Origin of the sequence: Rhizomonospora bruguierae (assembly GCF_018397995.1) — a bacterium.
Classification (GTDB): domain Bacteria; phylum Actinomycetota; class Actinomycetes; order Mycobacteriales; family Micromonosporaceae; genus Rhizomonospora; species Rhizomonospora bruguierae.
The window spans coordinates 17,224-41,580 of sequence record NZ_BBQH01000015.1; the positions used below are offsets into that span (position 1 = coordinate 17,224).

Below are 24,357 nucleotides of genomic sequence, written 5' to 3' on the forward strand. Positions count from 1 at the left end.
TCAGTTCCTCTCCGTCGGGGTGGCCGTGGGCGCGGGGCCGGTCGAGGCCCGCACGATGAGTTCGGTGGGCAGCACGACCTGCCGGTCGGCGGCCTCGGGGGGCGGGTCGAGCAGCAGGACGCCGGCGGCCCGCCCGCGCTCCACGGCCGGCTGCCGGACCGTGGTCAGCCGGGCGGTCGCCGCGTCCGGGATGTCGTCGAAGCCGATGACCGACACGTCCCGGCCGGCGCGCAGGCCGCGGGCGCGCAGCGCGTCCAGCACGCCGAACGCGAGCAGGTCGGTGATGGCGAACACGGCGGTCGGCCGGTCGGCCCGGTCCAGCACGTGCGCCGCGGCGGCGGCGCCCTCGGCGCGGGTGTTGGCCGCGGCGTTGACCACGGTCACGGTGGGCCAGTCGACGCCCGCCGCCGTGAACGCGTCGCGGTAGCCGCGCAGCCGCTCCCGGGCGACGTAGTGGGGGAGGGTGTCGAAGTCGTCCACCCGGAGCGGCCCGGTGCCGCGCCCCGGCGTGCCGCGGTCGATGATCACCGCGAGCCGGCGGTGGCCGAGCCGGATCAGGTGCTCGCCGGCCGCGCGGGTCGCCGCCGCCTCGTCGATGCCGACGAACATCGCGCCCGCCTCCCGGTCCCGCAGTTCGGCGCCGACGACCGGCAGCCCGCGCGGGTTGATCTGCGCCAGCGAGCGGTACCAGTCGCTCGGCACGCAGTAGACGCAGAACCCGTCCACCAGCGCCTCCCGGACCGACCGGGCGGCCGCCTCCTCGTCGTCCTCGGACAGCGGCAGCAGGAGCAGCCCCGTGTTGTGGTGCTCGGCGGCCTCGGCCAGCCCGATCAGGAACTGGATCGCGAACGGGTCGGTGAAGGCGTAGGTCAACTGCCCGGTGAACAGCACCCCGATCGACCCGACGCGGCCCCGGCGCAGGGACCGGGCCGTCGGGTCCGGACCGCTGTACCCGAGCCGGGCCGCGGTGCTGAGGATCCGGTCGCGCAGCTCCGGCGAGAGTTGGTCCGGCCGGCTGTACGCGTTGGACACCGTGCTGCGGGAGACGCCGACCGCGTCGGCGACGGTCTGGAGCGTGGGTCGCACGGGGCACCTCCTTCTGTATCGATCCAGTAGCTTCTGTATCGATACAGTACGCGCTCGTGGGAAAAGAGCAAGGGGTCTATCGCGCGGATGACCGGGGTATATCGTTTCCGGTATGACCGAGGACGACGGCCCGCCCCGGCTGCCGGGCTTCCGGGAGATGGCGAAGCGGCACGCGGACCTGGACCGGGAACGGCGCGACCTGCTCGCCGCGCTGGTGGCCCGGCGGCGGGCGGCCGGGCTGTCCCAGGACGAGGTGGCCGGGCGGATGGGCACCTCGCAGCCGGCGGTCGCCCGGCTGGAGGCCGGGCAGGTGGACGCCCGGATGTCCACCGTGCAGCGGTACGCCGACGCGATCGGCGTCCGCCTCCGCCTGGGCCTCACCGACGGCGCCATCGACCCGACCCGCGCGAAAGGCTGAGCATGCGACTGGACAACGAGCCGAGCCGCCCGCCCTTCGAGAACCCGCCACCCCCGGACGAGCCGATGGCGCACTGGCTGGCGGAGCGGCTGTTCGACCGGCGGATCGTCCTGCTGCGCGGCCCGCTCACCGGTGCCGCCGCCAGCCAGGCCGCCGCCGCGCTGCTCACCCTGGACGCGCTCGGGACCGAGCCGGTCCAGCTCCACCTGGCCGTACCGGACGGCGAACTGCCGGCCGCGTACGCGGTGGTGGACGCCGTGGACGCGATGCGCGCCCCGCTGCACGCCGTGGTCACCTCGGAGGTGGGCGGCGCCGCGCTGGCGGTGCTGGCGGCCGCGGACCGGCGGCTGGCCTACCGGCACGCCCGCGTCCGGCTGGCCGAGCCGCGGGCCGCCGGGATGGCGGGTACCGCCAGCCAGGTCGCCGCCGCGGCCGGGCAGTACCTGCGCGAGCTGGAGGAACTGGCGCTCCGGCTGGCGGAGGTGACCGGCCGGCCGCGCAGCCGGGTCGAGGACGACCTGGCCGCCGGCCGCGTGCTCACGGCGGCGGAGGCACGCGAGTACGGGCTGATCGACGAGGTCGTGGGCGGCGCTACGGGTTAGCGCTCGGCCCGGCGGCGCCACCCACGGGCCGTGGGGTTCGCCCCCGGCCCGGTCGCCGGGCGCGGGCCCGTCACTCCACGCCGATGAGACCCCGCCCAGCCTCCTCGCCCGGGGCGGGACCGAGGAGGGGCGGCGGCGTCGCGCCGCACGCGCGGTAGATGGCCGACGCCGCGGCGACGTGGCTGCGGCCGGCGGTGCCGCCGGTGGCGCGGCCGAGCGTGATCAGGGCCCGCGCCTCGGCCAGCCGGCAGCCGAGCGACCGGTGCAGGTCCCGGGCCCGCGCGGCACGGGTGGCGGCGGGGCAGGGCTGGCCGGCGGCCAGGTCCAGCTCGGCCAGGACCACCAGCGCCTCGCCCTCGGCGACGCGGAAACCGTGCCCCTGAGCCAGGCTCAGCGCCCGCTCGCCGTGCTCCCGGGCGGTCGCGGGCTCGCCCAGGGTGCCGAGGGCGCCGGCCAGCCCGATCCGGGCCCGCAGCTCCGGGTCCAGGCTGCTGACCGCGATCGCCATCGACAGGACCCGGTCGTAGCTCTCCCGGGCCGCCGCGTGGTCGCCGAGCGCGAGTTGGGCCGCGCCGATCGCGCTCAGGGCGAACGTGCCGATGAACTCGCTGCGCGTCGGGTTCCCGCTCAGCGCCGCGCGGGCGCGCTCCAGCGACTCCGCCGGGCGGCCCCGGTCCAGTAGCACCGCCGCCAGGCCGCTGAGCGCGTACGCGGCCCCGTCCTCGCTGCCCACCCGGCGGTACGCGGCCAACGCGCGTCGCATGTGGTCGGCCGCCTCGTCCAGCTCACCGATCAGCCGCTGCGCCTGCCCGTAGATGTAGAGCGCGCTGGCCTCGCCGTACTGGTTGCCGTTCTGCCGGTGCAGCGCGAGCGCCCGGGCGGCGTGCTCCCGCGCCTCGCCCAGCCGGCCCTGGCTCATCAGCAGGAAGCCCAGGTCGTTCAGGGTCAGCGCCTGGTTGCCCCGCTTGCCGAGCCGGTCGTGGATGGTCAGCGCCTGGGTCAGGTGGCGGGTCGCCTCCTTGAGCGCGCCGGTGTCCGTGTGCACGATCCCGAGGTTGCCCAGGGCGGTCGCCTCGCCCTCCGGCCAGCCCACCCGGCGGCTGAGCCGGAGCGCGTGCGAGTAGTTGCCGGCGGCCGCGGCGGTCTTGCCCAGGCAGTGCTGCGCGGCGCCGAGACTGAGCTGCGCGCAGGTCTGCGCGTGCAGATCGCCGGCGGCCTCCGCGGCGGCGAGGGCGGCGGGCGCCGCGATCATCCACTCCACGGTGTGCCAGCGGCGCCGGAAGTACCCGCGCAGCGCGTCGTTGAGCAGCCACGAGACCGGGTACGGGCCGTTGATCGCGGTCTCCAGGATCGCGCCGACGACCGTGCTGCGCTCCGCGTCCAGCCGCTCCAGCGCCTGCTCCGGACCGTCGAAGTCCAGCGCCGGGCCGGACGAGGTACCGGGCAGCCGCAGGATGTGCGGGTACAGGCGCCGGGCCGCGCCGTTGACTAGCGCCAGGTACCAGTCGTACAGGCGGGTCGCGGCGGCCCGCCGCTCGGCCGGCTCCTCCTCGGTCACCAGCCGGTCCCGCGCGTACAGCCGCAGCAGGTCGTGGAATGTGTACCGGCCGGGGACGTGCTGGTGGACCAGGTGCGCGGCGGCGAGCTTGTCCAGCAGCCGGGCCGCGTCCCCGTCCGGCACGGCGGCGAGCGCGGCCGCCGCGTCGGCGGTGAAGTCCCGGCCGGGCACTGCGCCGAGCAGCCGGAACAGCCGCCGCGCCGGCTCCGGCAGGGCCAGATAGGACTGGGCGAACGCCGAGTACACCGCGCTCTGCTCGTCGCCGTCGATCGCCAACCGGGCCAGCCGGTTGCCCTCCCGCAGGTCCCGGACGTGGTCGCCGATGGCCCGCCCGGGGTCGTCCGCGACGTTCGCCGCCACCACCCGCAGCGCCAGCGGCAGATGCCCGCACAGATCGGCCAGTTCGGCGGTGGCGCGCGGCTCCGCCGCCGCCCGGTCCGCGCCGATGATCCCGTGCAGCAGCGTGGTCGCGTCGTGCCGGGTGAGCACATCCAGGCTGATGCGGCGGGCGCCCTCCCGGGCGGCCAGGCCGGCGAGGCGGTCCCGGCTGGTCACCACGACCAGGCAGCCCGGGCCGCCGGGCAGCAGCGGCCGGACCTGCTCCGCCGAGCGGGCATTATCCAGCACCACCAGCATCCGCTTGTCGGCCAGCAGCGACCGGTACATCGCGGCGGCCTCGTCCAGGTCGTCCGGTATCCGCTTCGGATCGACCCCGAGCGCGCGCAGGAACTGGGCCAGCGCCTCCATCGGCCGCATCTGCACGCCGGCCCGGTCGGCCGAATAGCCGTGCAGGTTCACGAACAGCTGCCCGTCCGGGAAGTGGTCGGCGACCCGGTGCGCCCAGTGCACCGCCAGCGCGGTCTTCCCCACGCCGGCGGTCCCGCTGATCGTCATGATCACCGTGCCCGCGCCCCGGCCGCCCAGCCCGGCGGCGACGAGCGCGTTCAGCGCGGCGAGGTCGTCCGAGCGGCCGATGAAGTCGGCCACCCCGGCCGGCAACTGCGACGGCCGCCGCACGACCGGTGCCGGCGCCGGCTCCTCCGGCCCGGCCGGGCTCAGCGCGGGATCGGCGCGCAGGATCGACGCCTCCAGCGCACGCAACTCGCCGCCCGGGTCCAGGCCCTGCTCCTGCGCCAGCCACTGCCGGTAGTCCCGGAACGCCCGCAGCGCGTCGGCGCGGCGGCCGCTGCGGTACAGCGCCAGCATCAGCAGGGCCCGCACCCGCTCCCGCAGCGGGTGGTCGGCCACCAGCCCGGACAGCTCGCCGATCAGCTCCTCGTGCCGGCCCAGGTCGAGGTCGAGCTGGATGCGCTTCTCCAGCGCGCGCAGCCGGCCCTCCTCCAGCCGCTGCGCCGCCGCGCGCAGGGCGGGCGTGTCCAGGCCGTCCAGCGCCGGTCCGCGCCACACCGCCAGGGCCTCGGCCAGTTCCCGGGACGCGTCCGCGACGCACCCCTGCGCGAGCAGCGCGTCGGACCGGGCGACCCCGCTCTCGAACCGGTGGACGTCGAGCTGATCCGGCTCGATCCGGATCGCGTACCCGGAGCCGGCCGTCTCGATCAGATCGCGGTCCGGCTGGGCGGCCCGCAGGACGCGGCGCAGCCCGGACACCCGGTTCTGCGCCTGCACCCGGGCGCTGGCCGGCGGGTGCTCGCCCCAGCTCGCGTCCACCAGTTGTTCCACCGAGACGACCCGGTTCGCGTCCAGCAGGAGGGCGGCCAGGATCGCCTGCGCGCGTGGCCCGCCGAGCCCCACCGGCCCGGTCACGCCGGTCGCCTGGACCGGACCGAGCAGCCTGAAACCGGCTTGTGACACCCCCCCACCCCCCCTCGATTCATCGACGGACACGCGTCACCGAACGTAGCCCAATGATCAACAGATGACGAGCCGGTGAGCGGAGGAACCATCATGACGTCGAGGGAGCGTCGATACTCATCCACAATTCCGCGGCGTTCGACCGATTGCGAATCGGGGGAGCGCCGTGAGCGGCCGGCGCGGGCACGGGGGCCCGCCGCATCCGCTCACGGTGCCAGCACCGGTGGACCGCCGCGCGGGATGACCCGACGGCCCGTGGTGGGGTACCACCCCGCCGGGCGGAGTCCGCGTGGCGGCGCTCCGGCCGCGTCCGGCACAGGCCGCCGGGCGCGGCACACCCCGGCGCCGCCCGATGCCGCCGAGTTGGGCCCGAAGCGCCACTGTGGACGCGCGCACAGAGGTCCACAGCAGACGGTGGACCAACGGGCGCAGACCAGCTACAGGGGGCGGAAGGGACGGCGCGCCAGAGCGGCGGCCACCCCGGCGGCGGCGCCCATGACCACGGCGGTCCGGGTGGCGTGCCGGCGGCGGCCGTGCCAGCCGCCATCGACGCGGGGCTCCTCGCCGGACACCGCGCGGAAGATGTTGCCCTCGGTGGTGGGCGCCATGTCCGGCCGGAACAGCGCGCGTGCGCCGTACATCCCCAGGAAACGGTCCATCAGGCCCGGTGTGAGCCGGGACGCCACCGCGAGCAGGCGTGCCGCCCCGCCCACGTACACCTGCCGGCGCGGGTGCTGGAGCAGGCGGCGGATCGCGCGGGCGGCCAACTCCGGCGGGTACACCGGCGGCGGCGGGCGCAGCGACCGGCCCGAGTGGTTGCCGGCGTGGTCCCAGAACGGGGTGTCGAGGGTCGCCGGCAGCAGCGTGCAGACCGAGATCGTGGTGTCGCCGGTGACCCGCAGGTCCTGGCGGAGGGAGTCGGACAGGCCGCGGACCCCGTGCTTGGCCGCCGTGTACGCGCTCAGGTACGGCAGGGAGGCATCGGCCAGCGCGGACGCGTGGTTCACGATCACGCCGCCGCCCGCCGCGCGCAGCGGGGGGATGGCGGCCATGCAGCCGTAGGCGACCCCGAGCAGGTTCGTCTCGATGATCCGCCGGAACTCGGCGGCCGAGGCGTGCGGGAGCAGCTGGTACGTGCCGACGGCCGCGTTGTTGACCCACGCGTCGATGCGGCCGAAGCGGTCCAGGGCGCGGGCGGCCAGGCGCTCCTGCTGCACCGGATCGGTGACGTCGGTGCGGACCGCGATGGCCGGGCCGCCGAGGTCCGAGCAGCGGGTGGCAACCGTGCGCAGCGGTGCCTCGGCCCGCCCGGCCAGCGCCAGCATCGTGCCCCGGCGCGCGAGGTCCAGCGCGGTCGCCGCACCGATACCGCTGGACGCGCCGGTGATCACCACCACGGACCGGGCCAGCTTGTGCGTCAGAGGCATGATCCTGACCTACCCGCTGGCCCGGCAGCCAACCGCCGCCGGGGCACGCCTGGCGTCGCCGCTCAGTCCTGATACGGGCGGGCGCGGGGGGTCAGTTCGCGCCATCCCTCGCCGTCCGCGAGCAGCGCCCGGACCACGTCCAGGGCCTCGTCCTCCGAGTCGAACTCGTACCACCGGGAGACGCCCTCCGCGCCGCCGGCCCGCTGCTCCACGATCCACTGGTCGGCGTCGACGCGCAGGAACACGTCCCGCCGCGCCAGCGGCCCCCAGCTGCCGTTCCACCAGTGCTTGCGCTGTTCCACGCCGGCAGACTATCGAACACGCGTTCGACGATCGGCCGGTGGCCGTCGGCCACGCCGCCCGTCGAGGGTGGGGACGCGACGCGCGCCCCCACCCTCCTGCTCAGCGGTCGACCGTGGGCCGCTTGCCGTGCGCCAGTTCCTCCAGCGCCGCCGGGGCGCCACGGCCGGCCACCAGGGCGTCCCGGATCTCGGTCAGCAGCTTGATCTCCTCGCTGGGCGCCGCGGGCGGCGGCTCCTCGCCCCGCCGGCGCCGCTCGGCCAGCCGGTTCATCGGGTACACGACGAGGAAGTACAGCGCGGCGGCGGTCAGCAGGAACGTGATCAACGCGTTCACGAACGCGCCCCACATGACCGGGTTGTTGTGCGACAGGTTGAATGTGCCGCCGACCTTGTCGTCCTTGGCGCCGATGAGGTTGAGCAGCGGGTCCAGGAACGACGCCGTGAACTGGGTGACGAGCCCGGTGAACGCGGCGCCGATCACGATGCCGACCGCGAGGTCGACCACGTTGCCGCGCATGATGAAGTTCTTGAAGCCCTTGATCATCACCACTCCGGGGGTGCGGGGGTTTCGGTCAGCGACAACCTAGTTCCCCGCCGGGTGTTTCGAGGAATGCACCCGCCTCGTGCGCCGCTCGCGCCGCGTCCCCCGCCCCGATCGCCTCGATCAACCGGGTGTGGTCCACGTAGTCGGCGGGCAGCAGCGCGTCCCCGACCTGGCCGGCGAGGCTGGCGCGCAGGGCGTCCCCGAAGGAGGCGTAGAGGGCGGCCAGCATGCCGTTGTGCGCCGCCGCGACGATCGCGACGTGCAGGCGGGCGTCGGCCTCGACGAACCGGGCGGCGTCGCCGGAGCGCCAGCCCTCCTCGCGCGTCCCCAGCGCGCGGCGCAGGTCCGCCAGGTCGTCGGGGGTGCGGCGGCGGGCGGCGAGCCGGGCGGCCTCCACCTCGAACGCCCGGCGCACCTCGATCGCCTCGGCCTGCTCGGCCCCCTGGAGCCGGCGGGCGACCGCGCCGGCCAGTTCGTCGGTCGCGATCACGTAGGTGCCGGAGCCCTGCCGGCACTCGAGCAGCCCGGCGTGCTCCAGCGCCCGCACCGCCTCCCGGACGGTGTTGCGGCCGACTCCCAGCGCCGCGACGAGTTGCGGCTCGGTGGGGATGCGCGTGCCCACCGGCCATTCACCGTTCGTGATCTGGCTCCGGAGCTGCTCGATGATCTGGGGGACGAGGGGGTGCCGGGCGGGGGAGACCAGTGGCACCGATTACACCTCCCCGGTGCGGCGTGGAAAATTCATCCCATCATTCTACGATCGGACGCATGGCTTCACCAACGCTGACCGGCCCGCCGCCCACCGCCGCCACGAGCACCAGAACCCGCGCGGCCGTGGTGGCGCTGGTCGGCATCGTGCTGGTGGCGCTGAACCTGCGCATGGCGATCACCGGCCTCGGCGCACTGCTCGACGAGGTGCGCGCCGGCCTCGGCCTGTCCGGCACGATGGCCGGCCTGGTCACCACGCTGCCCACGCTGGCGTTCGCCGGGTTCGGGGCGCTGACCCCCGCGCTGGCCCGCCGGTACCCGCCCGCCCGGGTCCTGGTCATCGCGATGGCGGCGCTCGCCGCCGGCCAACTGCTGCGCGCCTGGACCGGCGCCCCGGCCGTGTTCGTGGCCGCCACCGCGCTCGCCCTGGCCGGCATCGCGGTCGCGAACGTGCTGCTGCCGGCCGTGGTGAAACAGTACTTCCCGGCGCGGACCGGGCTGGTCACCGGCCTGTACACGATGGCCCTCGTCACCGGCACCACGGTCGCGGCGGCCGGTTCGGTGCCGATCGCGCACGCCTTCGGCTCCTGGCGGGCCGGGCTCGGCGCGTGGGCCCTGCTCGCGGTGATCGCCACCCTGCCGTGGCTGCGGCAGGCGGTCGCCCGGCGCGGCGCCGCCCACCGGGAGGGGAGCCGGGTCGCCGCCCGCGTGCACGCCCACCGCACCCGGCTCGGCTGGGGGCTGGCGGTGTACTTCGGCACCCAGTCGCTCAGCGGGTACGCGACCATGGGCTGGCTCGCCCAACTGTTCCGGGACAACGGGTACACGCCGGAGGTCGCCGGCCTGCTGCTCGCCGGCGTGACCGCGGTCGCCGTCCCGATCACGCTGCTGATGCCCACGTACGCCGGGCGCCGGCCGGACCTGCGGGGCCTGGTCGTGGTGCTCTCGGCGGCGATGTTCGCCAGCTACTTCGGGCTGATGATCGCCCCACACGGCGGTGCGGTGCTGTGGGTGGTGCTGCTCGCGATCGGGCAGGCCGCGTTCCCGCTGGCGCTGGTCATGATCGGCATGCGCGCCCGGACCGCGGGCGGCGTGGTGGCGCTGTCGGCGTTCGCCCAGAGCGCCGGCTACCTGCTGGCCTCGCTCGGCCCGCTGCTGGTCGGCCTGCTCTACGAGGCGACCGGCGGCTGGCTGGCGCCGCTGTGGGTGCTGGTCGCGGCGGCGGCCGTGCAGACCGTCTCCGGCCTGGCGGTGGCCCGCCCCCGCTACGTGGAGGACGAGCAGGACGGGCGCGAGCGGTGAGCCCCGGTGGGGCGGGCGCGGCGGCTACTCGGCCGGCGCCGGCTCCTCCGTCGCGGACAGCGCCTCCTCGACGGTGGCGTAGGTGCTCAGCACGTCAACCAGGCCGCTGACCTCGAGGATCCGGCGGACCCCGCGCTGCGGCGCGGCGAGCCGCACATAACCGCCCAGGTCGTCGCAGCGGTTCTTGGCCCGCACGAACACCGACAGCCCGGTGGAGTCGCAGAACGGCACCCCGGCCAGGTCGAAGACCAGGTGGTGCAGCTCCTGCCCCAGCGCGTCGTCGACCCGCTGCTGCAGTTGCGGCGCGGTGGCCATGTCCAGCTCACCGGCGACGGTGATGACGACCACGTGCTGCCTCTGCTCGGTGCTGACCGTCAACGACATGAGACCTCCTGCGGACCGACCCTCGCACCGTACTCCACCACGGGTCGGTGCGGTGCGCGAGCCGAGGCGCGTCACCGCCGACCCGGCGTTCACCCCGCGCCGGGGTTGACAGCGACTATTCACACAGTGAATAGTCGGCCGCGTGTCCACCTCACACGTGCTGCTCGGGCTGCTCGCGTCCGGCCCGCGCCACGGGTACGACCTGAAACGCGCCCACGACGAGCGGCTGCCGCGCGCCCGTCCGCTCGCGTTCGGGCAGGTCTACACCACGCTCGGCCGGCTGGAGCGGGACGGGCTGGTCCGCGCCGCCGCCCAGGAACGCGCCGGCGGGCCGGACCGCACCGCGTACGAGATCACCCAGCCCGGCCGGGCCGAGCTGGTCGCCTGGCTCGGCGCGGTCGAGCCGCCCGCCCCGTACGTCACCAGCACCCTGCTGGCCAAGGTCGTGGTGGCGCTGATGGTCGCCGACCGGGCCCACGCCCGCGAGTACCTGATCGCGCAGCGCGCGGCGCACACCGCCCGGCTGCGCGAGCTGACCGCCCGCAAGACCGACCCCGGCGCCGCGCTCGGCGCCGTGATCGCCGCCGACTTCGCCATCGCCCACCTCGACGCGGACCTGCGGTGGTTGCAGACCACCCTGGACCGCGTCGGCGCCACGAACGGGGAGCAGTGATGATCCTGCAATGCCGCGGACTGGTCCGCTCGTACGGCCCGACGCAAGCCCTCCGGGGCGTCGCCATGGCGGTCGACGAGGGGGAGATCCTCGCCGTCACCGGCCCGAGCGGCTGCGGCAAGTCGACGCTGCTGCACTGCCTGGCCGGCATCACGCGGCCGGATGCCGGCGAGGTGATCTACCGGGACCAGCGGGTCGACCTGCTCTCCGAGGCCGGCCGGGCCCGGCTGCGGCGCACCGAGTTCGGGGTGCTGTTCCAGTTCGGGCAGTTGGTCGCGGAGCTGACCGCGGCCGAGAACGTCGCGCTGCCGCTGCTGCTCGCCGGCACGGGGCGGCGGGAGGCGCGCACCGCGGCGCTGTCCTGGCTGGACCGGCTCGGCGTGGCCGACCTGGCGGAGAAGCGCCCCGGCGAGGTCTCCGGCGGCCAGCAGCAGCGCGTCGCGCTGGGCCGGGCGCTGGTCACCGAGCCGCGGGTGCTGTACGCCGACGAGCCGACCGGCGCGCTGGACACGCTCGCCGGCGAGCAGGTGCTGGGCCACATGGTCCGGCTGGCCCGGGAGCAGCGCACCACGGTCGTGCTGGTCACCCACGACGCCCGGGTCGCCGCGTACGCCGACCGGGAGCTGGCGCTGCGCGACGGCGTCGCGGACCCGACCGGCCTGGGCCTGAACGCCTCCGCCGGCCGGCACGCCGGTAGCGCCCGGTGAGCCCGCTGACCCTGGTCCGGCTGGCGCTGGCCGGCAGCCGCACCGACACGCTGCGGGTGGTGCTGACCGCGGCCAGCGCCGCCGTCGCCACGCCGCTGCTCCTGCTCAGCGCGGCGGTGATCGCCATACCCGGGTTCGGGCAGGGGCACCGCGGCAGCGATAGCTGGGCCGAGCAGTACCGGCTCCAGGTCCTCGTCGAGCCCGGGCTGCGGCCGGGTGTCGTGATCACACTGGTGCTGATGACCATTCCGGTGCTCGCGCTCGCGGCGCAGTGCGGGCGGCTCGGCGCGCCGGCGCGGGACCGGCGGCTCGCCGCGATCCGGTTGGCGGGTGCCACGCCGGGCCAGGCGGTCCGGTTGGCCGCCGCGGAGACCGGCCTGGCCAGCGCGCTCGGCTCGGCGGCCGGGCTCGCCGGGTACCTGATCCTGCGCCGCGCGCTCGGCCGGCCGGGCGCCGACGGCCGGCTCCTGCTCCCCACCGACGTGCTCCCCGCGACCTGGGCGCTCGTGGCGATCTGCGCCGGCCTGCCGCTGCTGGCCACCGCCGTCGCGATGCTGCTGCTGCGCCGGGTCGCCTTCACCCCGTACGGCGTGGTCCGCCGCAGCCGAAACCGCCCGCCCGGCCCGTACGCGGGAATCCTGATCGTGATCGGGGCGGTGGCGATGGCCGTGCTCCAGCCCGGCTTCCGGTGGGCGGAGCGGATCAAGTGGAGCCCGCCGGGCTGGGTCCTGCCGGCGATCCTGTTCGTCGGCACGCTGTGCGCGGCCCTCGGCGTGGTCCTCGGCACCGGATGGATCTCCTACACCGCCGGTCGGATCCTGCGCCGCTACGGCCGCCGCCCCGCCGCCCTGCTCGCCGGCAGCCGCCTGATGGCCGACCCGTGGTCCGGCAGCCGGACCTTCGCGGTCCTGCTGATCTGCGTGCTGTTCGGCGCCGGTGCCGCCGGGGCGCGCTCCTGGTTCGCCACCGATTTCGCCGTGCGGGAGGAGGCGGGCCGCTGGCAGGCGGCGCAGGCCGGCCAGCCGTACTACGCGGACGACAACAGCTTCTACTTCACCACGTTGGACCTGATCAACGGCGCGGTCGCGTTCGGCGTCGCGCTCGCCGCGGCGGGCATGCTGGTGGCCGTCGTCGAGGGCATCGTCTCCCGCCGCCGGGCGTACTCGTCGCTGGTGGCCACCGGGGTGCCGCGCGGCGTGCTGGCCCGCTCGATCGTGCTCCAGGCGGTCGCGCCCGTCGTGCCGGCCGTGCTGGTCGCCGCCGCCGTCGGGGTCACCCTCATCCACGCCATCGCCGGCGGCTCGGTCCGCAGCGCCAACTACGAATCGTCCAGCTGCACCAGCGCCGACTGCACGACCGAGGTGGTCGTGCACGTACCGTCGTTCGTGCGGCAGATCCCGGTGCCGCTGGCCGACCTGGCCCTGCTCGGTGGGCTCGCGGTGGCCGCCGCGCTCGCGGTGGTCGGCGTCGGGCTGCTGTTCCTGCGGCCAGCGACCGCGGTCGAGGAGTTGCGCACGACATAGCCGCGCCGCGCGGGGGGCTGGCACGATGGTCGCCATGGAGCTCATCTCGCTCGATGACATCCGGGCCGCGGCCAAGTCGATCGCCGGGGTCGCCGTGCGTACCCCGCTGCTGCCCTGCCCGTGGGCGGAAGGGCTCCAGGTCAAGCCGGAGAACCTCCAGCCGATCGGCGCCTTCAAGCAGCGCGGGGCGTACCACGCGGTCTCCCGGCTGGACGCGGACCGGCGCGCCCGCGGGGTGATCGCCCACTCCTCCGGCAACCACGCGCAGGCGCTCGCCTACGCCGCCCGCGACTTCGGCGTCCCCTGCGTGGTGGTGATGCCGGACGTCACCACCGCCGTGAAGGTCGACGCGTGCCGGGCGCTGGGCGCCGAGGTGGTGCTGGTGCCGCCGGTCGAGCGGGTCAGCGCCGCCGAGCGCCTCGCCGGGGAGCGCGGCCTCACGATGATCCCGCCGTTCGACCACCCGAACGTCATCGCCGGGCAGGGCACGATCGGGCTGGAGATCGTCGAGGATCAGCCCGACGTGGACCTGGTGCTCGTCCCGGTCAGCGGCGGCGGGCTCGCCTCCGGGGTGGCGACCGCCGTCAAGGCGCTGAAGCCGTCCGCCACGGTCATCGGCGTGGAGCCGGAGTACGCCGCGGACGCCTGCGAGTCGCTCGAGGCGGGCGAGTTGCGCCCCTGGCCGGTCGAGCGGACCTACCGCACCGTCGCGGACGGGCTGCGCGCCCAACTCTCCGAGCTGACCCTCGCCCACCTCCAGGCCCACCTGGACCGCATCGTCACGGTCACCGACGAGGAGATCCTGGACGCGATCGGCCTGCTCGCCCGCAACGCCCGCCTGGTGGTGGAGCCCAGCGGCGCGGTGGCGGTGGCCGCCTACCTGCGCCACCGGGCCGAACTGCCCGCCGGGCGCGCCGTGGCCGTGCTGACCGGCGGCAACATCGACCCCGCGCTCCTCGCCGGCGTCCTCGTCCCCTGATCCGACGCGACCGGGCCGCCGGGAGGGGCCGCCGGGGACGGGGCCGCCGGCCTGCCGGCACAGCGCCCCCGGTGCTCAGCGGCGCCGTGCGTGTTCGGGCGCCGCCGCCGGTGTTCTCAGCCAGCGCCCCCGTTGTTCAGGCGGCCTTGCGGGGGTTCAGGCGGCGCCCCCGGCGCTCAGGAGGACAGCCCGAAGCGGTCCAGGATCCAGGCGATGATGAACGCCTCCTCGCGCCACGAGTCGTACCGGCCGCTCGGGCCGCCGTGGCCGGCACCCATCTCGGTCTTCAGCAGGTACGAGCCGCGCGGGGCCACCGCGCGCAGCCGCGCCACCCACTTGGCCGGCTCGTGGTACAGCACGCGGGTGTCGTTCAGGCTGGTCAGCGCCAGGATCGGCGGGTACGGCAGGTCGGCGACGTTCTCGTACGGCGAGTAGCCCTTGAGGTAGTGGTAGAACTCGGCCGACTCCAGCGGGTTGCCCCACTCCTCCCACTCGATGACCGTGAGCGGCAGGGACGGGTCCAGGATCGAGGTCAGCGGGTCCACGAACGGCACCTCGGCGACGACACCGGCGAACGCCTCCGGGGCCAGGTTGACCGCGGCGCCCATCAGCAGCCCGCCGGCCGAACCACCGCGGGCGACCAGCCGGTCGGCGGTGGTCCAGCCGGTCTTGACCAGGTGGCGGGCGCACGCCACGTAGTCGGTGAACGTGTTGCGCTTGGCCAGGAACTTGCCCTGCTCGTACCAGCGCCGGCCCAGTTCGCCGCCGCCGCGCACGTGCGCCACCGCGAACACGACCCCGCGGTCCAGCAGCGAGAGCCGGGCGATCGAGAACCAGGGGTCCAGCGACGCCTCGTACGAGCCGTACCCGTAGAGCACCGCGGGCGCCGAGCCGTCGCGCGGGGTGCCCTTGCGCGCCACCACGGAGATCGGCACCCGGGTGCCGTCGTCCGCCACCGCCCACTCCCGGTGCTGCTCGTACCGCTCCGGGTCGTACCCGCCGAGCACCGGCTTGCGCTTGCGCAGCACCAGCTGCCGGGTGACCAGGTCGTAGTCGTACACCGAGTCGGGCGTGACCAGCGAGGCGTACCGCAGCCGGAGGGACCGGCCGGCGTACTCGGGGTTGCTGTCCAGCCCGACCGAGTACAGCGGCTCGGGGAACTCGATGTCGTAACCGCCGGCCGGGTCCGCGTCCCCCGGCAGCACCCGGACGCCGGTGAGCCCGTCGCTGCGCAGCGACACCACGACGTGGTCGGCGAACGCGTCCACCGACTCCAGGCGGGTACCGGGAGAGTGCGCGATCAGCGGCAGCCAGTCGCCGGGCGCGGAGGCCGACGTGTACGCCAGCGCGAAGTCCTCCGCGTCGGCATTGTGCAGGATGAGGAAGCGGTCACCATGATGCTCGACCGAATACTCGACGCCCTGCCGGCGCGGGGCCACCACCACCGGCTCGGCGGCCGGCTCGTCCGCCGGGATGACCCGCACCTCGCTGGTCACCTTGCTGTGGATGTCGATGACGACATACCGCTCGGAGCGGGTGAGTTCGACGCCCACCCAGAACCGCTCGTCCGGCTCCTCGTACACCGTCACGTCGTCCGCGGCCGGCTTGCCGACGGCGTGCCGCCACACCCGGTGCGGGCGCCACGCCTCGTCCACCGTCAGGTAGAACAGCGCGCCGCCGTCGGCCGACCACGCGCTGCCGTACGAGGTGTCGGTGACCTCGTCGGGCAGCAGCTCGCCGGTGCGCAGATCCTTGATCCGCAGGGTGAACCGCTCGTCGCCGCGCAGATCGGTGGAGTACGCCAGCCAGCGCCCGTCCGGGCTGACGTCGAACGTACCGAGCGCGAAGAAGTCGTGCCCCTCGGCGAGCGCGTTGCCGTCCAGCAGCACCTCCTCGCCGTCCAGCGGGCCGCCGTCGCTCGCGGGCGGGTCCACCTCGCCCGGGCGCACGGCCCGCCGGCACTGGATGCCGTACTGCCTGCCCTGCTCGGTGCGGGTGTAGTACCAGTACCCGCCCTTGCGGGTGGGCACGGAGAGGTCGGTCTCCAGGGTCCGCGACTTGATCTCGCCGAACGCCCGTTCGCGCAGGCCGGCCAGGTGGGCGGTGGCCGCCTCGGTGTACGCGTTCTCCGCCGTCAGGTACGCGATGGTGTCCGGGTCCTCCCGGTCCTTGAGCCAGGCGTACTCGTCGACGACCGTGTCGCCGTGGTGGGTGCGCTCGGCGGGGATCCGCTTGGCGGCGGGTGGCGAGTTCGTGGTCACCGGGTTACCGTACCTGGCGGGGCTTTCGAACACGTGTACGATAGCCCGGTCGGGGAAGCGGGGTGACAATCTCTGTTCGGTCCAATCGATGCGCCGGGGGGAGCGGGGTGGCGGTGGCCGGAGGCGCTGTCCTGCGCGAGCTGACCAAGATCTGTGGTGCCGGTGGCGCGTACACCGCCGGGGCCGGCGACCGGATCGTGGACGCGGCGCCGCGCTGGGTCGTCGCGCCCGCCGCCACCGACCAGGTCAGCGCGGTGCTCGGCGTGGCGGAGGAGTACGACCTCGGGGTGCTCGCCCGCGGCTCTGGCTCGAAGCTGGAGTGGGGGCTCACGCCTGCGGGGGTCGACATCGTGCTGGAGACCCGGCGACTCTCCGGCGTCCGGGCCCACCGCCCGGCCGAGCTGGCCGCCGAGTTCGGGGCCGGTACCCCGATCACCGCGGTCACCGCCCACCTGGCCCGCACCGGTCACCGGCTCTGCCTGGACCCGCCCTCGGTGGCGTCCGGGGGCACCATCGGCGGCCTGGTCGCCACCGGCGAGTCCGGGCCGCTGCGGCACCGCTACGGCCCGCCCGCCGAACTGCTGCTCGGCGCCACGTACGTGGGCCCGGACGGCGCGGTGGTACGCACCGACGAGGCCGATCGCGGCGGCCACCCGAACGGCACCCGCCTGCTCTGCGGCTCCTACGGAACGCTCGCCGTGCTGGTCGCCGCCCGCTTCCGCCTGCACCCCACCCCGCCGGCCCGCGCCTGGGTGACCCGCTCCGTCTGGACCCCGCTGGAGGTCCACGACCTCGTCGGCGAGCTGCTCGGCACCGGCGTCCTGCCCTCCGCGGTCGAGATGGACCTGCCCGGCACGCCCCGCGCCCTGGTGCCGCGCCAGCGCGGCCCGTACGGCCTCCCCGGTCCCGGCACGCTCGCGGTCCTCCTCGAGGGCACCGCGAGCGGGGTCGCGGCCCGCGCCGAGTCGGTCGCCCGCCTGCTCGCCGCCGACGCCGCCGTGCACGCCGAGGCGCCGCACTGGTGGGGCCGGTACCCGTTCGGCCCCGGCGAGGTCGCCCTCCAACTCGCCGTGCCCATCGCCGACCTGCACGCCGCCGTCTACGCGCTGCGCGACTCCGCCGGGGCCACGGTCCCGGTCCGCGGGGGCGCCGGCATGGGCGTCGTGCACGCGGCGCTGCCCGCCGACACCCCCGCCGACCGGGTGGCGGAGGTGGTGACCGCGGTCCGCCGGGTCCTGCTGGCCCGGGGCGGCACCTGCCTGGTCCTGTCCGCACCGCCACGGATCCGCGAGGCGGTCGACCTGTGGGGCGAGCCGCCGTCCCTGCCGATGCTGCGCCGGGTCAAGGAGCGGTTCGACCCGCGGAACCGCCTCTCCCCGGGCCGCCTCCCCGCCCCCTGATCGCGGCGCGCCCTCCGGCGCCCGGTCAGGTGTCGTTGCGGATGACGAGGATGGCGATGTCGTCGCGGGGCGGTTCGGTGGAGAAGCCGAGCGTGGTGGCCCGCAGGCGGGCGGCGACCACGTCGGCGGAGTAGCCGGCCAGCGGGGCGGCGGCGGCGCGGAGGCGGTCGAGGCCGAACAGTTCCCGCCCGCGGCGGCGTTCCGTGACGCCGTCGGTGTAGAAGATCAGCGAGTCGCCCGGCCGCAGCGGGACCGCGGTGCTCGGGGTCTTCACCGTGTCGAGCAGGCCCAGGGCGGTGCCGCCGGCGCCGACGTAACCGGCCCGGCCGTCCGCGCGGACCAGCACGGGCTGCTGGTGGCCGGCGAGGTGGAGGTTGACGTCCAGGGCGTCCCCGGCGAGGCCGAGTTCCGCGACGGCGAGGGTGCAGAAGCGGCCCCCTCCGCGCTCGACCAGCGTGTCGTTGACCCGGGCGAGGGCGTCCGGCAGGGGGCGCCCGTCGCGGACGAGGACCCGGATGACGTCCCGGACCAGGCCGGTGACGGTGGCCGCCTGCACCCCCTTGCCGGAGACGTCGCCGACCACGACCAGCCAGCGGTTGTCGGGCAGCGGGATGACGTCGTAGAAGTCGCCGCCGACCTCGGCGTCGTCCCCGGTCGGCACGTACTCGGCGGCCAGGCCGATGCCCTTGACCACCGGCAGGACCGGCGGGAGCAGCGACTGCTGGAGCGTGTGCGCGACCCGGCGCCGCTCGGCGTGGATGCGGGCGTTGTCGATGGCCAGGGCGGCCCGGCGGGCGACGTCCTCCAGGACGGCGATCTCCTCCACGTCGTGGCGGGGGCCGGCCTGGCGACCCACGGACAGGGTGCCCAGCCGCTGCCCGCGGGCGACCAGCGGGACCGCGAAGCCGTCGGGGAGCGGGATCTGGGCACCGGCGCGGGCCGTCTGCCGGAGCCGGGCGGCGATCGAGTCGGGCCCGGATTCGCGCAGGGTCGCGTAGAGCTGCGGTAGGGCCGACTCGTCGGCGTGGGCGGCGGCGGTGAGGTTCAGCTCGCCCCACGCGTCCGCGATGTGCACCGCGCACCACTGGCCGAGCCGGGGGACCACGAGCTGGGGGATCAGCGCCATGGTCAGCTCGACGTCGAGGGACTGGGCGAGCAGTTCGCTGCACTCCGCGAGGAAGGTGAGCCAGCCCTGCCGGCGCAGGTCGGCGCGGCGCAGCCGGTCGGTCTCGATGGTCAGCGCGATCCGGTCGGCGACCATGCCGGCCAGCGGCCGGGCGTACGCGGTGGGCGGCGAGTCCAGCTCCAGCTCGCCCAGGTACGGGCGGTTCACGGCGAGGGGGACGCGCAGGGACTCGGTGCTGGGGCTGGGCGGGCGGCCGTAGCGGGCGAGGATGCGCGGGCCGGCCCCGTCGGCGCGGTCCAGGCGGACCACGCCGCCCGCGGCGCCGATCAGTTCGGCGAGGCGGCCGAGCAGCCGGCCGGCGAAGTCGGCGGCCGGCTCCTCGCCCTGCGGCTCGGGGGCGACCTGGAGCAGCGAGGTGAGCGCGCCGACGCTCGGGGTCGGCCCGGCCTCGGGTACCGGCACGGCCTCGGCGGCGGTCTGGCGCTGCCGGTCGAGGCGGAACCAGACGCCCTTGCCACCGGCGTGGTGGGTGGTGCCCCAGCGGCTGGCGAAGTGGTCGACGAGCAGCAGGCCCCGGCCGCGCTCGGACAGCTCGGCGGCGGCCGCGGCCGCGGCGGCCATGTTGCCGAATGCCGGCGCCGCGGGCGGCTTCGGCGCACCGGTCGGGCTGTCGGACCGCGCCGCCCCGGTACGTGCCAGCCGGAGCTGCCCGGCCGGGCCGGCGGCGAAGTCCATGACGGTGACCGTGAGGCCCTGGCCGTCGGCGACCACCTCCACGTCCAGTTCGGTGCCCGCGTGCACGACGCCGTTGGTGGTCAGCTCCGTGGTCAGCAGGAGCGCCTCGTCCAGCAGCCCGGGCAGGTCGGCCTCGGCCAGCACCGTGCGGACCACCGCCCGGGCGGCGGCCGGGGTACGGCGATCTGCGGGCAGCCGGATGCGGCGGATGACCTCGGCGGGCACGGTTAGCAGTCTGTACCGACTCGGCCCGATGTTCCAACCTGCGCGGTCGCGTCGCCCGGCCGGGAAGCGGGATGATGGTCCCCGGGCACGACCGCGTGAGCGAGAAGAGCAGCGAGGATCTTATGACAGGCGCCAAGCAGCTGAAATCCGCCAGACCCGAGGCCGACGATGCGGTCCTGGCCGAGTTGGCCGAGGCGCTGCACCGGCTGGGCCGGGGCGACTTCAGCGTGCGGCTACCCCGGCGCGGCGGCGCCCCGGGCACCGTAGCGGACGCGTTCAACGAGGTCGCGGCGTTGCAGGAGCGGCGCAGCCGGGACTTCGTGCGGATCAGCCGGGTGGTCGGCCGGGAGGGCCGGCTGACCGAGCGGATGGACGAGGAGGTCTACGACGGGGCCTGGGCGGACGGGGTCCGCGCGGTGAACGCCCTGATCGACGACCTGGGCCGGCCCACCACGGAGATCGCCCGGGTGATCGTGGCGGTGGCCGAGGGCGACCTGTCCCAGCACATGGCGCTGGAGATCGACGGGCGGCCGCTGCGCGGCGAGTTCCTGCGCATCGGGCGCACCGTGAACACGATGGTGGACCAGCTGTCCTCGTTCGCGGACGAGGTGACCCGGGTGGCCCGCGAGGTGGGTACCGAGGGCGAGCTGGGCGGCCAGGCGGACGTGCGCGGCGTCGCCGGCACCTGGAAGGACCTCACCGACTCGGTGAACACCATGGCGTCGAACCTGACCTACCAGGTGCGCTCGATCTCCCAGGTGGCGACCGCGGTGGCCCGCGGCGACCTGTCCCAGAAGATCACCGTGTCGGCGAAGGGCGAGGTCGCCGAGCTGGCCCGCACGATGAACGGGCTGACCGACACGCTGCGGCTGTTCGCCGAGCAGGTGACCCGGGTGGCCCGCGAGGTGGGCACCGAGGGCAATCTCGGCGGCCAGGCGGTGGTGCCGAACGTGGCCGGCACCTGGAAGGACCTCACCGACTCGGTCAACTCGATGGCGTCGAACCTGACCGCGCAGGTCCGCAACATCGCGCAGGTCTCCACGGCGGTGGCCAAGGGCGACCTGTCGCAGAAGATCACGGTGGCGGCGCAGGGCGAGATCCTGGAGCTGAAGGACACCGTGAACACGATGGTGGACCAGCTGTCCTCGTTCGCGGACGAGGTGACCCGGGTGGCCCGGGAGGTGGGTACCGAGGGCAAGTTGGGCGGCCAGGCGCAGGTGCGCGGCGTGGCGGGCACCTGGCGGGACCTGACGGAGAACGTGAACCAGCTCGCCGGCAACCTGACCGCGCAGGTCCGCAACATCTCGCAGGTGTCGACCGCGGTGGCGCGGGGTGACCTGTCGCAGAAGATCACGGTGGACGCCCGGGGCGAGATCCTGGAGCTGAAGGACACCGTGAACACGATGGTGGACCAGCTGTCCTCGTTCGCGGACGAGGTGACCCGGGTGGCCCGGGAGGTGGGTACCGAGGGCAAGTTGGGCGGCCAGGCGCAGGTGAAGGGCGTCTCGGGTACCTGGCAGGCGCTGACCGACAACGTCAACTCGATGGCGTCCAACCTCACCGACCAGGTCCGCAACATCGCCAGCGTCACCACGGCGGTGGCCAAGGGCGACCTGTCGCAGAAGATCACGGTGGACGCCCGGGGCGAGATCCTCGCCCTGAAGAACACGGTCAACACGATGGTGGACCAGTTGTCCTCGTTCGCGGACGAGGTGACCCGGGTGGCCCGTGAGGTGGGCACCGAGGGCAAGTTGGGCGGCCAGGCGCAGGTGCGCGGCGTCGCCGGTACCTGGCGGGACCTCACGGACAACGTGAACTTCATGGCGTCCAACCTGACCGCCCAGGTGCGGAACATCTCGCAGGTCTCGACCGCCGTCGCCGGGGGCGACCTGTCCCAGAAGATCACCGTGGACGCGCAGGGCGAGATCCTGGAGCTGAAGAACACGGTCAACACGATGGTGGACCAGTTGTCCTCGTTCGCGGACGAGGTGACCCGGGTGGCCCGGGAGGTGGGTACCGAGGGCAAGTTGGGCGGCCAGGCGCAGGTGCGCGGCGTCGCCGGTACCTGGCGGGACCTGACCGACAACGTCAACTCGATGGCGTCCAACCTGACCGCGCAGGTCCGCAACATCGCCAGCGTCACCACGGCGGTGGCCAAGGGCGACCTGTCGCAGAAGATCACGGTGGCGGCCCAGGGCGAGATCCTGGAGCTGAAGAGCACCGTCAACACGATGGTCGACCAGCTCTCCTCGTTCGCCCAGGAGGTCACCCGGGTCGGCCGGGAGGTCGGCGTCGAGGGCAAGTTGGGCGGCCAGGCGCAGGTCAAGGGCGTCGCGGGCACCTGGCAGGACCTCACCGAGAACGTGAACCAGCTCGCCTCCACGCTCACCACCCAGCTGCGCGCGATCGCCGAGGTGTCCACCTCGGTGACCCGCGGCGACCTGACCCAGCGGATCACGGTCGAGGCGCAGGGCGAGGTCGGGGAGCTGAAGGACAACATCAACCAGATGATCGTGACGCTCCGCGAGACCACGAAGAAGAACGCGGAGCAGGGCTGGCTGGACTCGAACCTGGCCCGCATCGGCGGGCTGCTACAGGGGCAGCGGGACACCACCGAGGTCTGCCGCATGATCATGGCGGAGGTGACCCCGCTGACCGACGCGCAGCTCGGCGCGTTCTTCCTCAGCGAGGCCGAGCAGGCCACCACCCGGCTGCGGCTGGCCGGCTCGTACGGGTACGTGGCGCACGGCGAGGACGTGCGCTTCGCGCCCGGCGAGGGGCTCGTCGGGCAGGCGGCGGTGTCCCGGCGCACGATCCGGGTCACCACCTCGTACTCGGGCGGGCTGGCGGTCCGGTCCGGGATCGTCGACGTGCGCCCCCGTGACCACGTGGTGCTGCCGGTCCTGTTCGAGGGCGAGCTGCTCGGCGTCATCGAGTTCGCCTCGGTGGACACCTTCTCCGAGCTGCACCTGGAGTTCCTGGAGCGGCTGGTCAGCACGATCGGCGTGGCGCTGAACACGATCCTGGCCAACCGGCGGACCGAGGGGCTGCTGGCCCAGTCCCAGCGGCTGGCGCAGGAGATGCAGGCCCAGTCCGCGGAGTTGCAGCGCACCAACGCGGAGCTGGAGGAGAAGGCGGCGCTGCTGAGCGAGCAGAACGTCAACATCGAGAACAAGAACCGGGAGATCGAGCTGGCCCGGATCGGCCTGGAGGAGAAGGCGCAGCAGCTGACCGCCGCGTCGGCGTACAAGTCGGAGTTCCTGGCGAACATGAGCCACGAGCTGCGCACCCCGCTGAACTCGGTGCTGCTGCTGGCCCGGCTGCTGGCCGAGAACCCGGACACGAACCTGACCGAGAAGCAGATCGAGTTCGCCCGGACGATCCACAGCGCCGGCTCGGACCTGCTCTCGCTGATCGACGACATTCTGGACGTGTCGAAAATCGAGGCGGGCCGGATGGACGTCACGCCGAGCGAGGTGCGGTTCGCCGAGATCCGCGGCTACGTGGAGCAGGCGTTCGCGCCGCAGGCCGAGGAGAAGGGGCTCCAGTTCGCCGTCCGGCTCGGCCCGGACCTGCCGGAGTCCCTGGTCACGGACGCCCAGCGGCTCCAGCAGATCCTGCGCAACCTGCTGTCCAACGCGGTGAAGTTCACCGACGCGGGCGCGGTCACGCTGGACATCACCGCGGTGAATCCGGGCGCGGCGGCCGCCACGCCGGGGCTGGCGGCGGCGCGCACCGCGATCGCGTTCTCGGTCAGCGACACCGGCGTCGGCATCGAGAACGACAAACTCTCGCTGATCTTCGATGCCTTCCAGCAGGCCGACGGCACCACCAGCCGGCGGTACGGCGGCACCGGGCTGGGCCTGTCGATCAGCCGGGACCTGGCCCGGCTGCTGGGCGGCACGATCACCGTGGAGTCCAACCCCGGGCAGGGCTCGACGTTCACGCTCCGGATCCCGGACGTGCTGACGCCGGAGACGGTGGCACCGGTGCCGCTGCCGTCCCCGGTGCCGCAGGTCAGCGCGCCGGCGGAGGTGCCGCCGCCGGCCCTGCGCCCGGTCGACGAGGTGGCGCAGCGGCGAGTCACCCCGGCCGCCGCCCACCAGCTCGACGGCGCCACCATCCTGATCATCGACGACGACGTGCGGAACGTGTTCGCCCTGACCAGCGCCCTGGAGCTGCACGGCATGAAGGTCCTGTACTCGGACAACGGCGCGGACGGGGTCCGGCTGCTGGCCGAGCACCCGGAGGTGGATCTGGTGCTGATGGACGCGATGATGCCCGACCAGGACGGCTACGAGACGACCCGGGCGATCCGGCGCAACCACCGCTTCGCCGACCTGCCGGTGGTCTTCCTCACCGCCAAGGCGATGCCCGGCGACCGGGAGTCCGCCCTGGTGGCCGGCGCCAGCGACTACATCACCAAGCCGGTGGACCTGGACGAGCTGATGGCCCTGATGGCCGGCTGGGTCAGCGGCAACCCCCGCCCGGCAGGGGGTTCAGCGTGAGCGCGAGGAGCGCCCGGAGCGCCCGGAGCGCCCGGAGCGCTGGTGGTTGCGGAGGAAGCACCGCAGTCGTGAACGAA

Annotated in this window: 18 protein-coding genes; 9 read left to right on the forward strand and 9 right to left on the reverse strand. The window is 74.6% G+C overall.

The genetic code is table 11. The features are described 5' to 3' along the window. A complete protein-coding gene (locus KJS59_RS06695) occupies positions 1-1,086 on the reverse strand; it encodes a LacI family DNA-binding transcriptional regulator (protein WP_213451441.1) in 1,086 nt (361 codons plus the stop codon). A 112-nt stretch (positions 1,087-1,198) separates the two neighbouring features. On the opposite strand from KJS59_RS06695, the gene KJS59_RS06700 reads away from it, so the two are divergent. Both KJS59_RS06700 and KJS59_RS06705 read left to right on the forward strand, forming a co-directional pair. Then, complete coding sequence (locus KJS59_RS06700; RefSeq protein ID WP_213451442.1) at positions 1,199-1,504, forward strand: helix-turn-helix domain-containing protein; 306 nt, start codon at positions 1,199-1,201, stop codon at positions 1,502-1,504. Positions 1,505-1,506: 2 nt separating this feature from the next. Then, positions 1,507-2,106 carry an ATP-dependent Clp protease proteolytic subunit gene (locus KJS59_RS06705; protein WP_213451443.1) on the forward strand — a complete coding sequence of 200 codons (600 nt, stop codon included), beginning with the start codon at positions 1,507-1,509 and terminating at the stop codon, positions 2,104-2,106. A 70-nt stretch (positions 2,107-2,176) separates the two neighbouring features. Here KJS59_RS06705 and KJS59_RS06710 read toward each other — a convergent pair whose 3' ends face one another. From KJS59_RS06710 to KJS59_RS06730, 5 genes are all read right to left on the reverse strand, one after another. Further along, positions 2,177-5,476 (reverse strand): AfsR/SARP family transcriptional regulator, encoded by a 3,300-nt coding sequence (locus tag KJS59_RS06710; RefSeq protein ID WP_213451444.1) that lies wholly within the window; start codon positions 5,474-5,476, stop codon positions 2,177-2,179. A gap of 437 nt (positions 5,477-5,913) precedes the next feature. Next, entirely contained in the window at positions 5,914-6,903 is a 990-nt protein-coding gene (locus tag KJS59_RS06715; protein WP_213451445.1) for an SDR family oxidoreductase, read from the reverse strand. A 62-nt stretch (positions 6,904-6,965) separates the two neighbouring features. Continuing rightward, positions 6,966-7,205 (reverse strand): hypothetical protein, encoded by a 240-nt coding sequence (locus KJS59_RS06720; RefSeq protein ID WP_213451446.1) that lies wholly within the window; start codon positions 7,203-7,205, stop codon positions 6,966-6,968. A gap of 100 nt (positions 7,206-7,305) precedes the next feature. Beyond that, a complete protein-coding gene (gene mscL, locus KJS59_RS06725) occupies positions 7,306-7,749 on the reverse strand; it encodes a large conductance mechanosensitive channel protein MscL (RefSeq protein WP_213451447.1) in 444 nt (147 codons plus the stop codon). Positions 7,750-7,777: 28 nt separating this feature from the next. Continuing rightward, positions 7,778-8,458 (reverse strand): FadR/GntR family transcriptional regulator, encoded by a 681-nt coding sequence (locus KJS59_RS06730; protein WP_213451448.1) that lies wholly within the window; start codon positions 8,456-8,458, stop codon positions 7,778-7,780. 59 nt (positions 8,459-8,517) lie between these two features. Here KJS59_RS06730 and KJS59_RS06735 point away from each other — a divergent pair, with 59 nt between their 5' ends. Further along, a complete protein-coding gene (locus KJS59_RS06735; RefSeq protein WP_213451449.1) occupies positions 8,518-9,759 on the forward strand; it encodes a CynX/NimT family MFS transporter in 1,242 nt (413 codons plus the stop codon). A gap of 24 nt (positions 9,760-9,783) precedes the next feature. Here the strand turns inward: KJS59_RS06735 and KJS59_RS06740 are convergent, their stop codons facing one another. Next, on the reverse strand, positions 9,784-10,143 hold the full coding sequence (locus KJS59_RS06740) for an STAS domain-containing protein (RefSeq protein ID WP_213451450.1): 360 nt from the start codon (positions 10,141-10,143) through the stop codon (positions 9,784-9,786). Positions 10,144-10,285: 142 nt separating this feature from the next. Here KJS59_RS06740 and KJS59_RS06745 point away from each other — a divergent pair, with 142 nt between their 5' ends. From KJS59_RS06745 to KJS59_RS06760, 4 genes are read left to right on the forward strand one after another with little or no spacing between them, the layout of a single operon-like run. Next, on the forward strand, positions 10,286-10,816 hold the full coding sequence (locus KJS59_RS06745) for a PadR family transcriptional regulator (protein WP_213451451.1): 531 nt from the start codon (positions 10,286-10,288) through the stop codon (positions 10,814-10,816). Continuing rightward, on the forward strand, positions 10,813-11,523 hold the full coding sequence (locus tag KJS59_RS06750; RefSeq protein ID WP_213451452.1) for an ABC transporter ATP-binding protein: 711 nt from the start codon (positions 10,813-10,815) through the stop codon (positions 11,521-11,523). The genes KJS59_RS06745 and KJS59_RS06750 overlap by 4 nt, the downstream gene beginning before the upstream one ends. Beyond that, a complete protein-coding gene (locus KJS59_RS06755; RefSeq protein ID WP_249713931.1) occupies positions 11,520-13,046 on the forward strand; it encodes an FtsX-like permease family protein in 1,527 nt (508 codons plus the stop codon). Before KJS59_RS06750 ends, KJS59_RS06755 begins: the two co-directional genes overlap by 4 nt. Before the next feature lie 34 nt (positions 13,047-13,080). After that, a complete protein-coding gene (locus KJS59_RS06760; RefSeq protein WP_213451453.1) occupies positions 13,081-14,025 on the forward strand; it encodes a threonine ammonia-lyase in 945 nt (314 codons plus the stop codon). Positions 14,026-14,201: 176 nt separating this feature from the next. Here the strand turns inward: KJS59_RS06760 and KJS59_RS06765 are convergent, their stop codons facing one another. Beyond that, complete coding sequence (locus tag KJS59_RS06765) at positions 14,202-16,286, reverse strand: S9 family peptidase (protein ID WP_213451454.1); 2,085 nt, start codon at positions 16,284-16,286, stop codon at positions 14,202-14,204. Between the two features lie 113 nt (positions 16,287-16,399). On the opposite strand from KJS59_RS06765, the gene KJS59_RS30940 reads away from it, so the two are divergent. Then, positions 16,400-17,686 carry an FAD-binding oxidoreductase gene (locus KJS59_RS30940; RefSeq protein WP_249713932.1) on the forward strand — a complete coding sequence of 429 codons (1,287 nt, stop codon included), beginning with the start codon at positions 16,400-16,402 and terminating at the stop codon, positions 17,684-17,686. Positions 17,687-17,711: 25 nt separating this feature from the next. On the opposite strand, the gene KJS59_RS06780 is transcribed toward KJS59_RS30940, so the two are convergent. Then, positions 17,712-19,802: a SpoIIE family protein phosphatase gene (locus KJS59_RS06780; RefSeq protein ID WP_213451609.1), complete on the reverse strand. Its 2,091-nt coding sequence runs from the start codon at positions 19,800-19,802 to the stop codon at positions 17,712-17,714. 92 nt (positions 19,803-19,894) lie between these two features. Here KJS59_RS06780 and KJS59_RS06785 point away from each other — a divergent pair, with 92 nt between their 5' ends. Continuing rightward, positions 19,895-24,280 (forward strand): HAMP domain-containing protein, encoded by a 4,386-nt coding sequence (locus KJS59_RS06785; RefSeq protein ID WP_213451610.1) that lies wholly within the window; start codon positions 19,895-19,897, stop codon positions 24,278-24,280. Positions 24,281-24,357 lie beyond the last annotated feature (77 nt).